A 13,775-nucleotide genomic window follows, 5' to 3' on the forward strand; every position below is an offset into this window, starting at 1 on the left:
CCTTTCTATCGGGATTTAAACACAAATCTCGGATAATGCACATGGTTTGGTAATGCTCTTGCCGGGTGCGGCGCACGCACCCGGCAAGCCCGGCAGTTCGCGGACATTTCAAACCCGCCGGGAAGGCGCGCGCCAGATTTCCCCATCATGTGGCGCACGCGGGTCTCAGGTCAGGCGATCTCGACCGCGACAAAGATCTGGCTGCCGCCGCGGTTGATCAGCACCAGGGCCGGGTCGGTCTTTTCGCTGTCCAGCGCTGCCTTGAGCGCATCCGGCGTAAAGGTGTCCTGGCTGCCTAGCTTGACGATCACGTCACCGCGCTGCAGACCAGCCTTGGCGGCGGGGCTGTCAGGCTTCAGGCCGGTCACAACCACGCCATCCACGTTTTCATCAACGCCCATTTCAGCACGGGCCGCATCACTGAGTGGTGCAATGGTAACCCCCAGAGCGGTACCAGAGATATTCTCGTCCGTTGCGGCATCCACTTCGGCCGCAGCAGTCTGATACTGGCCAATCGTCAACTCAAGCTGTTCTTGCTTGCCGTTGCGCAGGACGGTCAGAACGCTATCGGTTCCAACTTTGGTGGTCCCGACCAGGATTGGCAGATCGCTGCTGGAGTCGACGGCTTTGTCATTAAAGGACAGGATCACGTCGCCCTGCTGCAGCACACCATCCGCCGGGCTGTCTGAAACGACATCAGACACCAGCGCACCGGAAGATGCGTCAATTCCCAGCGCCGAGGCAAGTTCCGGACTGACATTCTGGATCGACACACCCAGCCAGCCGCGACTGACCTGGCCATCATCGCGCAGATCGGCCGTGATATGATCAACGATGTTCGACGTGACCGCAAAGCCAAGACCAACCGAGCCACCGCTGGGTGAGTAAATGGCCGAGTTTACCCCAACCACTTCGCCTTCCATATTGAACAGCGGACCGCCCGAGTTGCCCTTGTTGATGGCAGCGTCGGTTTGAATGAATTCGGCGTAGGGGCCTTGCGAGATGTTGCGCTCTTTGGCTGACACGATGCCGGTGGTCACTGTCGCGCTCAGGCCGAACGGGTTGCCGATGGCCACGACGTCTTCGCCTACGCGAATAACGTCACTGTCACCCAATTCAACGGCTTGCAGGCGTTCGCCTGCATCGATTTTCAGAACAGCGATGTCGGTCAATGGATCGGTGCCAATCACTTTGGCCTCGAATGTCCGGTCGTCGCTCAGCCGGACCGTCACTGTCGAAGCGTTGTCGACGACGTGATGGTTGGTGACGATATAGCCGGCCTCATCCAGAACGAAGCCTGATCCAAGCCCTTGTGCCGGTCCACGCTGCGGCGCGTTGAAGCCTTCGGGGGCACCAAAACGTTTGAAGAATTCTCCGAACGGATGATCCTGGAAATCAAAGTCCTGGCCCTGCGCTGGTTTAGGGGGGGCGTCCTGTTCGGCAATGATAGTCACGACTGAGGGCGATACGCTCTCAACCAGATCGGCCAGTGCTTCATCTGCCATCGAGGGGAGGGCGGTGGTCGCCAGCATTGCGGCGCCCAGCGCGCCAACACCCACCCAGTTGGATGTGCGCGGCAAAAGAAGCGAGGATTTACGGATGCTCATTATTGGTCTCCTGTTTGTATCGCGCGATGGCGGTCGCGCGTTGCCACAAGAGATGACCTGTTATTCTTTGTCTTTCCTGACTGATCAATTAAGAAAACTTAATTTCGCCACAAATGATTTGTTCTGTGTGGGCGGACAGCGAGGAGATTCGCGAAACAGGGTCGAAATTTGACGTTCGAATCAGAGGATTGTTGCCGAATTCGGTGTCAAACTTTCAAAAACGTTGAATTAAATCGGAATGGTATACAAACGTGGCGCCTGAATTCCAACAATTCCGGCAATCCTCTTTTGGTTGTGGTCAATTTTTTTCCATAGGCTTGGAAAATCCGATAAACCTCTTTCCTTGCAATTTGATCGGGTCATTTGAGTGTGCTTATCGGTAGTTTTTGTTCAAGAAGCCCGTATTCACAATCACCTCTGGGTTGATTGGAGGTTGGCAAGTTGTTGCGCAAAAGCCATCCGGATGTGGCCAAAATTAACTGTTTCTTCCAATTTTACGTTGTTTCGACGGGTCGGATCGGAGAGGATGATCGTGCCCAAGTGAGGGGGAGCCAGAGGCGCTAGGGGGCGCCAACGGCTAGCTCAGTCACAAAAGTGCTTGCGGCATGTTAACGAGGGGGTCTTGTTTAGGTTTGGCAGCAGAATACCGAGGTGCCTGTTTGGCAACTAGGTTGCGCTTTTGAGATTGGTAAAAAGTGGTAGTCCTGTATTGGGCAACCGGCCCGGTCGACAACGACCGGGCCGTGTTCATTTAAGGGGACCGATGCATACGCCAGATCGCCCAGTCCTCCGGTGTGTCCAGATCCAACACCGCACGCTGACCGGGTAACGCATGCACATGCACCTTATCTTTGTAAGCACGAACCACGGTTTGTGCGCCCTGATCCCCAGTCAACTTAGACAGAGGCAGGAACAGCTTCCGATCAAATAAGACTGGATGACCCGGCTTGCCTGTTTCTGTCGCGCCTCGCCAGATCAGGTGATTGGGGTGGGTCGCGCGCGCGCGCAGCACTGCAGTAAGATCAGCCTCGGTCAGATCGGGTAAATCCGCCAGCAAAACCATCGCTGCCTGTGCGTCTGGATGCACATGCTTCAAAGCCCCACGCAGACTGGCATTCATACCTTCGGCGGCGTCATCTATTGCGACCCTGAGCACATCCAACCCGGAGAGTGCGTCGTGACGCGGATGCGGCTCTGGGGGCAGGGCAACAATCACCGGGCCAACGGTCTGCGCCGTTTTTGCAGCGCGTCGAAGCAACGGAATGCCATCGACTTCTTGCATCAGCTTGTCCAGCCCGCCCATGCGACGGGATTGGCCAGCAGCCAGTAATATCACGGGTATTTTGTTCATCCGGTCACCATGCCGACGGTCTGACGACAAGTCATCCCCTCATGCGCGCGCCATCCGCATCGAACAACGGGGTCGAGATCACACGAGCCTTGCGCATTTGCCCGAGGATCTCGATTTCGACCTCAAGCCCATCAGCTGCGCGATCACTGGGCAGAAATCCCATGGCGATGGATTTGTTTGCAAAATGGGAGTAGCCGCCCGACGTGCAGAACCCGACGACCACACCGTCCAACCAAATTGGCTCGTATGCGTTGACATCGGCGTCAGCCGCATCGACTTCGAACGTAACCAGTTTGCGGGCGTTGCCTGCCGACCGTTCCGCCTCGGCTGCGGCGCGGCCAATGAAGTCGGCGTTTTTGGAGAATGAAATGAGCCGGTCTAGCCCGGTTTCGGCGGCTGTGTAGTCAGGTGAGAATTCGCGCATCCACGAGCCAAAGAACTTGTCCAACCGCAGAGACATCATGGCGCGCATGCCAAAGGGCACCATACCGTGCGGCTGACCGGTCTGCCACAGCGTCCACCACAATTGCCGCTGAGCCATCGGATCACAATAGATCTCATACCCAAGATCACCGGTATAGCTGACCCGCTGAACGGTGCAGTCTGTCATGCCAATGGTCATAGGGCGCACATCCAGAAACCTGAGATCGGTTACGTCGCGAGTGCAATCCGCCAGAACCTGAGCAGCCTTTGGCCCGGCGATCTGAAACCCATTCAGTCGGTCACTGATGTTTTCGACTGTCACGCCATCCGCTTTGTTGTGCTGGAACCAACGCATGTGAAATGCCTGACTACCGTAAGAGGCGGATAGCTGGAACAAACTCTCATTCAGGCAAGAGACTGTAAAGTCACCAATCAACTTGCCCTTGGGTGACAACATTGGTGTCAGGGAAACACGACCCGGTCGCGGGATGCGTCCAGCCATGATCCGATCCAGCCAAGCGCGCGCGCCTGCTCCGGTGATGCGGTACTTGCCAAAATTGTGGACCTCGTTGATGCCCACGCCTTCGCGGACGGCGCGGACCTCACGACCTGTTGCGCCGAAGGCATCGGACCGGCGGAAGGATGGCGTTTCAAAGTCTGGCTCATTGCCTTGGGCAAAGTAGTTTGGCACTTCCAGCCCGTATTGCTGACCCCAGACGGCACCCATATCGCTGAAGATATCATACATCGGCGTTGTGCGGTTCGGACGCGCAGCGGGCAGTTCCTCATTCGGGTAGGCGACGCTGAAGCGCTTTTGATAATTCTCGATGACCTTGGGGCGAGTGTAGCCGGGGCTAATCCAGTCCCCGAACCGCGCCACATCCATCGCAAAGACGTCGCGTTCAGGCTCGCCCTCGATCATCCATTGCGCAAGCGTCAGGCCAACGCCGCCACCCTGGCTGAAACCAGCCATGACGCCACAGGCCGACCAGTAGTTCCGCATCCCTGGTACCGGCCCAACCAGCGGGTTGCCGTCCGGCGCAAAGGTGAAGGGGCCGTGGATCACGGACTTTACACCGGCTTCGGCTAATACGGGGAAGCGTTTGTACGCAAACTCGATACTGTCTGTGATCTTGTCATAATCGTCCGGCAGCAGCTCGTGCCCGAAATTCCATGATGTGCCGTCGACGGCCCATGGCTTGCAGGGTTGTTCATAGAAACCGATGCACAGACCACGACCTTCCTGACGCAGATAGCTTTCGCCAGCGGGGTCCATGACATGCGGATGCTCGCCACCGGCGTCGATGATGGCCTCGATTTGCGGGATCGCGTCGGTGACCAGATATTGATGCTCCATCGGGTGCAGCGGGAAATAGACGCCCGCCATGGCGCCAACCTCACGGGCCCACAATCCACCTGCATTGACGATATGTTCGGCATGAATGGTGCCTTTGTCGGTAACTACATCCCACGACCCGTCCGGTCGTTGATTGGTTTCGCGCACCATGCAATGCGTTTCGATTGTGGCGCCGCCCATCCGCGCCGCCTTTGCATACGCATGGGTTGTGCCCGAGGGATCAAGGTGACCGTCCAGCGGATCATAGAGCGCGCCGATGATGCCGTCCGTATTGGTGATCGGGGCAATGCTCCTGATTTCTTCCGGGCCAACGATTTCCGTTTCCAACCCCATGAACCGGTGCTTGGCACGCTCCGCCAGAAGCATGTCGAACCGATCCTGATTGTCAGCCAGAGTCACGCCGCCCACATGATGCAGCCCGCAGGACATGCCGGTAATCTCTTCCAGCTCTTTGTACAGCCGGATCGTGTACCCCTGTAGCGCGGCCATGTTGGTGTCGCCGTTAAGGGTATGAAACCCACCCGCTGCGTGCCAAGTCGAACCAGACGTCAGTTCGGACCGTTCCAGCAGCATGACATCAGACCATCCCAACTTGGTCAGATGATACAATACGGAGCAGCCAACGACACCACCGCCAATAACCGCCACACGGGTTTCGAGTTTCATGAAGATCTCCGTTTGGTTTTTTGTCAGTCTGGTTGCCAAAACCGCTAGCGCAATACCAAATGCGACAAAGCGTGTCGCAGGGGAGATCGTCGAAATGCAGAACAGGAACCGGCGCCCATCAGACGCCGGGATTTCCGAGTAATCGTGGTGCTTGTTTCAGAGAGGCCGGATCTTAAGGCCAGTAACCCGGTTGCCTTCGCGCGCGGTGACTTCGAACCGGAAGCCGTGGAAGGCAAAGACCTGCCCGACCACCGGGATCATTTGGGCCTCGTGAATGACCAGACCGGCCAGGGTGTTGGCTTCTTCATCCGGCAGGGACCAATCCAGTGCACGGTTGACGTCACGAATGGTCATCGCACCTTCGACAAGGTATTGGCCGTCGTCAGTGCGAGTGACCGGAACCTCTTCGTCAATGTCGAACTCGTCCGCGATTTCACCCACGATCTCTTCCAGAATGTCCTCAAGCGTGATCAGGCCTCGCAGCGAGCCATATTCATCAACGACCAACGCAAAGTGGCTGTGCATGCGCAGAAATTCTCGCATCTGATCGTCCAGAGTGGTGGTTTCCGGGACGAAATACGGGTCATTGGCCACCCCGGAGATGTCGAAGGATTTCAGCCGTTCGGCATCCCTATTACTGCCACCCGCCTGCGCATACATGGCGCGGAACAGGTCTTTGGCATGGACGACCCCCACAATGTTTTCGGGCTCGTTCCGGAACACGGGCAATCGGGTATGCGGGCTTTCAAGACATTGCTTCAGGATCGCCTCAGGGGCGTCATCGGCATCGATCATCTCGATATTCGAACGATGAAGCATGATTTCCTCAACAGCCCGTTCCCCCAGGTCCAGCGCACCCAGAATACGGTCACGGTCTTCTTTTTCGACCACCCCTTCGGAATGGCCCAGTTGCAGCGCACCGGCGATTTCCTCACGCACGGCAAGGATGTTGCTGTCCGGGTCGATCTGCACGCCGAACAGGCGCAAAACGCCGCGTACAAACAGGCGTACCGCTGCAACGACGGGCGAAAAGACGGTGACAACGACGCCGATGATCGGCGCAACAGCCGCCGCCGCTTTTTCCGAATTGGTGATCGCGTAGGTCTTGGGAAGAACCTCGGCAAAGACCAAAACCAACAGAGTCATGACCAGCGTTGCCAATGCCACACCGCTTTCGCCAAACAGACGGGTAAACAGGGCCGTGGCCAGCGAGGCTGCCAGAATGTTAACCAGGTTGTTGCCCAGCAGAACCGACCCGATCAGGCGTTCATTGTCATCGGTGATTTCCAGCGCTTTTTTGGCACCGCGCGACCCTTTGTCGGCCTGCGCACGCAACTTGCCGCGCGACGAAGCGGTCAATGCGGTTTCAGATCCCGAGAAAAAGCCCGAAAGGACAAGCAAAAGCAGGATAGCGCCAGTGGTAAACCAGAATGCGCCGTCGATCAGAGAGGATGTAGGTTCCATCGGTCCTTGTTTGTTCGTGTTTCTGCATCCGTTATGGGGATGCGACCCCGTCTGATCAAGGGGTTAGCCCTCATCATCCTTGGGGTCTTTGGTCAGCGGGTGATGCTGCAACACCAGTTCAGCCAGACGTTCGTCCAGAACATGGGTGTAAATCTCGGTCGTAGCGATATCGGCATGGCCAAGCAGGGTTTGAATCGAGCGCAGGTCCGCCCCGTTTGCCAGCAAATGCGTCGCAAAGGCGTGACGCAGCGTGTGTGGTGTGACCTTTTCTGGCGATACTCCACCTTGAACCGCCAGTTCCTTGACCAGCAAAAAGAACCGATGTCGTGTGATATGTCCGGATTTTCCGCGCGACGGGAACAGGAACCGGGAACGTTGACCGCCTTTTTTCAGCACCTGATCTTCAGCCTTATCGCGCACGGTCAGCCAGACTGACAGTGCATCGCGGGCAGGTGGGGACAGAGGCACCATCCGCTCTTTGCCGCCTTTGCCCAGAACCAGCAGCATGCGGGGATCGCCCCGCGCAGACGATACAGGCAGGGACACAAGCTCGGTGACCCGCATGCCGGTGGCGTAGAGCACCTCCATCAAGCAAGTATTGCGATCCCGGTCGGCCTTGCTGCGACCGGTTTGCCGGGCGGCATCCAACAGGCGATCGACCTCAGAGACCTCGAGCGTTTTCGGCAGCCGTTTCTGGCGACCCGGTCCTTTGATCTGAATGGCCGGGTTGGCCTCGCGCCAACCTTCTTCAAACGCAAACCGATAAAGCTGTTTGATCGCCGACAATCGTCGCGCACGGGTCGAGCGCGACAGCCCCTGCGCGTCACAGTCGATCAGGTAGGCTTCGATCTGGTCGCGGTCCGCCTGATCAAACGTGAATTTTCGATGCTCGAGCCACGCTGCAAAGTCTTTCAGGTCCCGGCCATAGGCCAGCAGTGTGTTCGTTGCGGCCCCCAGCTCGGCGGCTTGAGCTTGTAGAAAGGTGGAAATCCATAGTTCCTGCGATGCCGGGGCACTCATGGCTAGTGGCCTTGCAGGATAAGCAGGTTCAGCGCAGCGCGCCGGGCCGTGTCCTCAAGGCCTACGCGTCGAAAGGCAGCAATTGCAGCGGTCAGATCCACCAGATTGCCGCGCGCGCCATGTGCAAACAGTTGCATGGATTCCAGAATGGCCTCGCCCAGCTGCCCATTGGTCAGTAATGCATCGATATCCGGCGGAACCGGTGCGGCCCATTCGAACCCCTGAGATACCGCATCCGCAAACGGAGAAGGTGAGATCGCACGCCCGGGATCGCCTTGCGCGAGGGCGACCAGAAACTGGGTTTCGTTTGTCTTGTCTGGTGCGTTCAATGCAGCGTCTTCGTACAGTTCAGACAACATCAGAATCTGCCAGCGCAAGCTTTCTGTGGCAGGAACGGGAAGTGTAACGCGCGACAGGCGTTCAGCGAAAAGTTCCGCAAAAGGAACCTCAAGGCCGATGTGGCGCATCTGTTCCCAGACGGTGGGCAGTGTTTTGCCGATGGCGTCGACGTTGCCGGTTTTCAATGCGCTTTCAAAGCGGTGGATGGCCGCGACCCTGTCCCAGACCGCACCTGAAGCAGCCGGGTCTCGTTCGGTGTACAGCCCAAGTAATTGATTTGGTGTCAGTGCCCCGATCCGGGTCAAACGTTCGGCGGCCTCGATCTGAGCTTTCCATCCAGCCACATCGCGCAGGTCTGCGTTTGCAAATGCCCGGGGCAGGGGGGCGGACGGTAAACGCTCACCTATTGCTTCGAAAAGACGGAAGCTGAGCGGGTCGGGATCGTCCGGCTGAGGCAGATATGCGGCCCCTTCGAAAAGTTCGGGGCTGAGGAACCGGTCCAGGAGGGCCAATTCCTCGGGAGTCAGAATTTGCAGCGCATGGGCGGCCTCAAGCGTCAGGGCGGCCGATGCCCAATCGCCCCGGCGGGCCTTGCAGAAAATCTGTGCCGCATAGTCTTGTGACAGATGCGGCTGTGCAATCAGGGCAGTGCAACTGCGATCCTCGTCCCCGGTCAGCAGCGTTGCATCAAACCAGCGCTTAAACCGTTGATGCGAGTCCGTAGGGCCGGCCAGTTGCACCAGCGATTGCGCTGGATCGGCCGCACCCAATTGCATCAACCTGTCCAGACGGGCCAACAGCAGGGTTTCTTCAGCCTTGGGGCCGCCAGGTGCGCGCGCCTCAGACAACAGCAAAGTGAACAGCAAACGCTGCATGGCCGGGTTGTTCTTGACAGGTGTGCGCGCGATCAGTTTCGCGAGGCGCTCGGGATCACTGCCTTGCCACAGGTCGACAGGCAGACCCGTAACCGAGGATGCCACAAGTCCCAAGGGTTGGGACAGTGCCTCGAGCGGGGTCACCTCGACGTCGGGTTGTACGCCGTTTTGGGCCACGGGCGGTTCCAGCAGAACGGTGCCCGGCAGATTTTCTGGCGGATCTGTCAGCCACTCAATGACCGAGAGCGGTTCTTGCGCCTGCGCCGATCCGGCCAGAAACAAAGCCAGAAGCGTTTGCTTAGTCGACATTCAAAATGACCGGCTCGCGGATTTCATTCTGCGGGGCAGAGAAATCTGCGCCAAAGAACGGCCCGACATAGGCATAGGCAACCAGCCCGATGAAACCCAGGCAAATTAGATATATCAGGAACTTGATCAGACGGCCCATAGCGTAACGCTGCCTCAAATATTGCTTTTGGCCAAGTTATAACTGGCATTTTTTCCAAGATCACGTCATTCACGATGAAATGAGCGAAATTAAGCATAACACCCACCATACGACCACGCGGCAAGGCTATGATCTGCACAAAACCGTGGTTCTTGTCGGTATGATGGGGGCTGGTAAGACAGCTGTGGGCCGGGCTTTGGCCGCGCGACTGGGCGTTCCCTTCCTCGATAGCGATGCCGAGATCGAATCGGCGGCCAATATGACGATCCCCGAAATATTCGAACGTGATGGAGAGCCTTTCTTTCGAGCCAAGGAAAGTCAGGTCATTGGCCGGTTGCTGGACGAAGAAAAAGGCATTCTGTCAACGGGCGGCGGTGCGTTCTTGTCCGAAGGTAACAGGCAGATGATTTCGGACCGAGGCGCCTCGGTCTGGTTGCGTGCCGATTTGACCGTGTTGTGGAACCGGGTTCGCCACAAGGACACGCGGCCTTTGCTGCGCACTGCCAATCCGCATGCGACGTTGAAGGCCTTGTACGAGACGCGTGTGCCGGTCTATGCCGAGGCCGATCTGACGGTGGACTCGGATGGTGAGATCTCGATCGATAATATGGTGGACCGGGTGGTTGAGGCCCTGATGGTGCGCCCCGATGTTTTGGAACGGAAATAGATGCATCAGACCGTACACGTGGAACTGGGCGAACGCTCTTATGACGTTGAGATCGGGCCGAATCTGCTGACGCAGACGGGTGCGCGCATTGCGCCCCTGCTGCATCGTCCCAAAGTGGCGGTTCTGACCGACGAAAACGTGGCGGATCTGCATCTGGGCGCGCTACGGGACGGGTTGGGCGCTGCGGGCATTGAAATGACCTCACTCGCCTTGCCAGCGGGCGAGGCGACAAAAAGCTGGCCGCATTTCGAACATGCAGTTGAATGGCTGTTGGCCCAGAAAGTCGAGCGCCGGGATGTCGTTATCGCATTTGGTGGCGGAGTGATCGGAGATCTGGCGGGCTTTGCCGCGGCCGTTTTGCGGCGCGGCGTGCGGTTCGTGCAGATCCCGACATCGTTGTTGGCGCAGGTAGACAGTTCCGTCGGCGGCAAAACCGGGATCAACGCGCCACAGGGCAAGAACCTGATCGGGGCATTTCACCAACCCTCGCTGGTGCTGGCCGACACCTCTGTGTTGGGTACATTGACCGCGCGGGATTTCCTGGCGGGATATGGCGAGGTCGTGAAATATGGCTTGCTGGGGGATGCAGCATTCTTCGAGTGGTTGGAAGTAAACGGCCCGATCCTGTCATCCGGTGATATGGCGGCACGCGTTCAGGCCGTAACCCGGTCTGTGCAGATGAAGGCCGATATTGTGGCGCGAGATGAAACCGAGCAGGGTGATCGGGCTCTGCTGAACCTGGGTCACACATTCTGCCACGCGCTTGAGGCTGCGACCGGATATTCAGATCGGTTGCTGCACGGCGAAGGCGTTGCTATCGGGTGCGCTCTGGCATTTGAACTGTCGTCCCGTCTGGGTTTGTGTCCGCAGGAAGACCCCAGCCGCGTGCGGGCGCATCTGCGGGCGATGGGGATGAAGACCGATCTGGCCGACATCCCCGGAGAATTGCCCGGTGCAGAGGCATTGGTCGATCTGATGGCCCAGGACAAAAAGGTCGTAGATGGGCAATTGCGGTTCATTATGGCGCACGGAATTGGGCGGGCCTTTGTCACATCAGACGTGCCACGTGATGCCGTGCTGTCAGTGCTTGAAGATGCACTGGCAACTGTTTGACTGTAAAAGGTCCTAGCGTCCCCGGATCACCATCAGTTCGCCAATGTTCTCGCGCGTAATATAACCCATCATGCGCCCGGTTTGGCCGAGAACCGCGATGGCCGGCGCACCTTTGTGCAAACCATCCAGAACGGTTTCTAAACCAGCAGTCAATTCGACCTGAGGGATGTCGCTGTCCATGACAGAAGTCGCCCGATCAGAACGTGGATGATCACCTGCCAATGCCGTGAACAACCGATCCCGGGTTACAAACCCCAACAATGCGCCATTGGTATCCACGACGGGAAATTCGTGTTGAGTTGTGTGAATGACCGCCTGCGCCGCTGTGCTTAACGTATCGTCAGGCGAAAGTGCCCGGAACTCGGTAATCATGGCGTCGCGGGCCAACACGCGACGCGCGACGGACCGCAGAGCTACATCCTGGCTTTCTGCGTTGGCTGCAATGAATACGAACACCGCTATTAAAACCAAAATTGGATTGCCGGAACTAAGGCCCAGAAACCCAAGACCAACGGCCACGATTTGACCGCCCAGGGCGGCAATGCGGGTGGCTTTTACACGGTCCATTCTCAGGCACAGCAACGCCCGAAACACCCGGCCACCATCCATGGGGAAGGCGGGAATCATGTTGAATGCCGCCAACAATAAATTGACATAGGCCAGCCGGTCCAGCAGCCCGATATTGGCCGAATCGATTTGAGAGAGGGCCTCAAACGGCATTCCCGCACCCAGTGCGATCAGTATGATCCAAATGACAACATTGACTGCAGGTCCGGCCAGCGCCACCCAGACTTCTTGCATCGGGTTTTCGGGCATCCGTTCCAACCGCGCCAGTCCGCCAATGGGCAGCAATGTGATGTCGGGGGTTTTGATACCGTAACGGCGCGCCATCAGGGCGTGGCCGAACTCATGCGCTACGACGCAGGCGAAGAGGGCCAGAACGAAAACAAGGTTTTCAACTGCTGCCGGCCAGCCACCGTTGGAATAAGCAGCAAATCCGACCCACGCCAATAGTAGAAAAAAGGTGACATGGACCCTTAATTCGGACCCGAGTAATCGGCCGAGAGAAAAGGACCATGTCATATTGTGTCTCCGTTTCGCTTAGAACGGAATCTCGTCGTCGTCGATTCCGCCCGATGCCGGTGCAGGCGCGCTGGATTGTCCGCCATACGGATCACTACCACCATAGCCGCCCCCGGCCTGACCGCCGCCATAGCCGCCTGATTGTCCGCCGCCACCTTCGCCGCGGCCGTCCAGCATGACGAGTGTAGAGCCGAACCCTTGCAGGACAACTTCGGTCGAATACCGGTCTTGCCCGGACTGGTCCTGCCACTTACGCGTCTGCAGCTGCCCCTCGATATAAATCTTTGAGCCTTTTCGCAGATATTGCTCGGCTACCCGAACGAGACCCTCGTTGAAAATCGCGACCGAGTGCCATTCGGTGCGTTCCCGACGCTCTCCTGTGTTGCGGTCTTTCCAGTTTTCCGATGTGGCAATGCGCAAATTGCAGACTTTGCCGCCGTTCTGGAATGTTCTCACCTCGGGATCGCGGCCAAGATTACCGACCAAAATGACCTTGTTGACTGAACCCGCCATGTAATTCCCCGTTCTGTTTTAACTTGAATGCGCCGAATCTGGCGCTGCGTGTCTTTGCGACCCTATACGGCCTGCGTCATGGTTAAAATACAGTAGATGGCGGCAACACTGGGCAAGAATCCTTTCCACAATCTTTACCAAGCTTTCATTTTTGACTGGAATACCTATACTCCGACTGGTTTCTGAACGAGCGGGATAGGCATTGATGCGTTCTCTGGTTATTGGTTTTTCTATTCTGTGCTTTGCGCTGGGTTCGGCGCAGGCTGAAACGCTTTCCAGCAAAAGCCGTAAGGATATTTTCCTAAAACAGGCCAAAATTCTGGATTCGCGCGCGGCGACGCAATACCGCGGCTCTGAGCGGTTGAAGCCCAAAGTGGCGCAGGGGCAATTCAACAAGCGTTATAGCGGAAAGTATCGCGGTCAGTATTTGTCCATGGCCCGCCAGGCGGCGCGCCTCCATAATGTCCCCGAAGAGCTGTTCTTGCGCCTTGTTCAGCAGGAAAGTGGCTGGAACCCAACTGCTAAGTCGCACAAGGGTGCGCTTGGGTTGGCTCAGCTTATGCCGCAAACGGCTGACCTGTTGGGCGTAAATCCGCATGACCCGAAACAGAACCTCGAAGGGGGTGCGCGGTACCTGTCGTGGCAGTATCGCAAGTTCAAATCCTGGCGCCTGGCGCTGGCCGCTTATAACGCTGGCCCAAAGGCGGTTGAAAAGCATGGTGGGGTTCCGCCGTACAAGGAAACCCAGAATTATGTGAAAGTGATCTGGGGCGGTTAGAGATCGTGCTGCAGTGCAGAGCGTCTGTTTCTTGATTGAAGGCAGCCAGACAATCTAACCTGATAGAGTAC

Annotated in this window: 12 protein-coding genes; 3 read left to right on the forward strand and 9 right to left on the reverse strand. The window is 57.4% G+C overall.

Annotated features, from left to right (window positions below):
- Positions 1-170: 170 nt before the first annotated feature.
- The 7 genes from HW561_RS04140 to HW561_RS04170 form a co-directional block, all read right to left on the reverse strand.
- Positions 171-1,607: a DegQ family serine endoprotease gene (locus HW561_RS04140; RefSeq protein ID WP_176861936.1), complete on the reverse strand. Its 1,437-nt coding sequence runs from the start codon at positions 1,605-1,607 to the stop codon at positions 171-173.
- Between the two features lie 751 nt (positions 1,608-2,358).
- Positions 2,359-2,958: a nucleotidyltransferase family protein gene (locus HW561_RS04145; RefSeq protein WP_176861937.1), complete on the reverse strand. Its 600-nt coding sequence runs from the start codon at positions 2,956-2,958 to the stop codon at positions 2,359-2,361.
- Between the two features lie 31 nt (positions 2,959-2,989).
- Positions 2,990-5,404 (reverse strand): GcvT family protein, encoded by a 2,415-nt coding sequence (locus HW561_RS04150; RefSeq protein WP_176861938.1) that lies wholly within the window; start codon positions 5,402-5,404, stop codon positions 2,990-2,992.
- A 156-nt stretch (positions 5,405-5,560) separates the two neighbouring features.
- A complete protein-coding gene (locus tag HW561_RS04155; RefSeq protein ID WP_176861939.1) occupies positions 5,561-6,868 on the reverse strand; it encodes an HlyC/CorC family transporter in 1,308 nt (435 codons plus the stop codon).
- 63 nt (positions 6,869-6,931) lie between these two features.
- On the reverse strand, positions 6,932-7,888 hold the full coding sequence (locus HW561_RS04160) for a tyrosine recombinase (RefSeq protein ID WP_176861940.1): 957 nt from the start codon (positions 7,886-7,888) through the stop codon (positions 6,932-6,934).
- Between the two features lie 2 nt (positions 7,889-7,890).
- Positions 7,891-9,411, reverse strand: coding sequence for a hypothetical protein (locus tag HW561_RS04165; RefSeq protein WP_176861941.1), 1,521 nt, complete (start codon positions 9,409-9,411; stop codon positions 7,891-7,893).
- Positions 9,401-9,550 carry a hypothetical protein gene (locus tag HW561_RS04170; RefSeq protein WP_176861942.1) on the reverse strand — a complete coding sequence of 50 codons (150 nt, stop codon included), beginning with the start codon at positions 9,548-9,550 and terminating at the stop codon, positions 9,401-9,403. The genes HW561_RS04165 and HW561_RS04170 overlap by 11 nt, the downstream gene beginning before the upstream one ends.
- A 79-nt stretch (positions 9,551-9,629) precedes the next feature.
- On the opposite strand from HW561_RS04170, the gene HW561_RS04175 reads away from it, so the two are divergent.
- Both HW561_RS04175 and aroB read left to right on the forward strand, forming a co-directional pair.
- Entirely contained in the window at positions 9,630-10,217 is a 588-nt protein-coding gene (locus tag HW561_RS04175; RefSeq protein ID WP_176861943.1) for a shikimate kinase, read from the forward strand.
- Positions 10,218-11,330: a 3-dehydroquinate synthase gene (gene aroB / locus HW561_RS04180; RefSeq protein ID WP_176861944.1), complete on the forward strand. Its 1,113-nt coding sequence runs from the start codon at positions 10,218-10,220 to the stop codon at positions 11,328-11,330. It abuts the gene before it with no gap.
- A gap of 12 nt (positions 11,331-11,342) precedes the next feature.
- On the opposite strand, the gene HW561_RS04185 is transcribed toward aroB, so the two are convergent.
- A complete protein-coding gene (locus HW561_RS04185; protein ID WP_176861945.1) occupies positions 11,343-12,413 on the reverse strand; it encodes a site-2 protease family protein in 1,071 nt (356 codons plus the stop codon).
- Between the two features lie 18 nt (positions 12,414-12,431).
- Entirely contained in the window at positions 12,432-12,926 is a 495-nt protein-coding gene (ssb, locus tag HW561_RS04190; RefSeq protein ID WP_176861946.1) for a single-stranded DNA-binding protein, read from the reverse strand.
- Between the two features lie 205 nt (positions 12,927-13,131).
- Here ssb and HW561_RS04195 point away from each other — a divergent pair, with 205 nt between their 5' ends.
- Positions 13,132-13,704 carry a lytic transglycosylase domain-containing protein gene (locus HW561_RS04195; protein ID WP_176861947.1) on the forward strand — a complete coding sequence of 191 codons (573 nt, stop codon included), beginning with the start codon at positions 13,132-13,134 and terminating at the stop codon, positions 13,702-13,704.
- Positions 13,705-13,775 lie beyond the last annotated feature (71 nt).

Origin of the sequence: Ruegeria haliotis, from assembly GCF_013377785.1 — a bacterium.
Taxonomy (GTDB): Bacteria; Pseudomonadota; Alphaproteobacteria; order Rhodobacterales; family Rhodobacteraceae; genus Ruegeria; species Ruegeria haliotis.

Coding starts and splice junctions, on each gene's coding strand:
- HW561_RS04155 (WP_176861939.1), bottom strand. CDS start 6,868: ATGGAACCTACATCCTCTCTGATCGACGGCGCATTCTGGTTTACCACT.
- ssb (WP_176861946.1), bottom strand. CDS start 12,926: ATGGCGGGTTCAGTCAACAAGGTCATTTTGGTCGGTAATCTTGGCCGC.
- HW561_RS04175 (WP_176861943.1), top strand. CDS start 9,630: ATGAGCGAAATTAAGCATAACACCCACCATACGACCACGCGGCAAGGC.
- HW561_RS04185 (WP_176861945.1), bottom strand. CDS start 12,413: ATGACATGGTCCTTTTCTCTCGGCCGATTACTCGGGTCCGAATTAAGG.
- HW561_RS04195 (WP_176861947.1), top strand. CDS start 13,132: ATGCGTTCTCTGGTTATTGGTTTTTCTATTCTGTGCTTTGCGCTGGGT.
- HW561_RS04165 (WP_176861941.1), bottom strand. CDS start 9,411: ATGTCGACTAAGCAAACGCTTCTGGCTTTGTTTCTGGCCGGATCGGCG.
- HW561_RS04150 (WP_176861938.1), bottom strand. CDS start 5,404: ATGAAACTCGAAACCCGTGTGGCGGTTATTGGCGGTGGTGTCGTTGGC.
- HW561_RS04160 (WP_176861940.1), bottom strand. CDS start 7,888: ATGAGTGCCCCGGCATCGCAGGAACTATGGATTTCCACCTTTCTACAA.
- HW561_RS04140 (WP_176861936.1), bottom strand. CDS start 1,607: ATGAGCATCCGTAAATCCTCGCTTCTTTTGCCGCGCACATCCAACTGG.
- HW561_RS04145 (WP_176861937.1), bottom strand. CDS start 2,958: ATGAACAAAATACCCGTGATATTACTGGCTGCTGGCCAATCCCGTCGC.
- HW561_RS04170 (WP_176861942.1), bottom strand. CDS start 9,550: ATGGGCCGTCTGATCAAGTTCCTGATATATCTAATTTGCCTGGGTTTC.
- aroB (WP_176861944.1), top strand. CDS start 10,218: ATGCATCAGACCGTACACGTGGAACTGGGCGAACGCTCTTATGACGTT.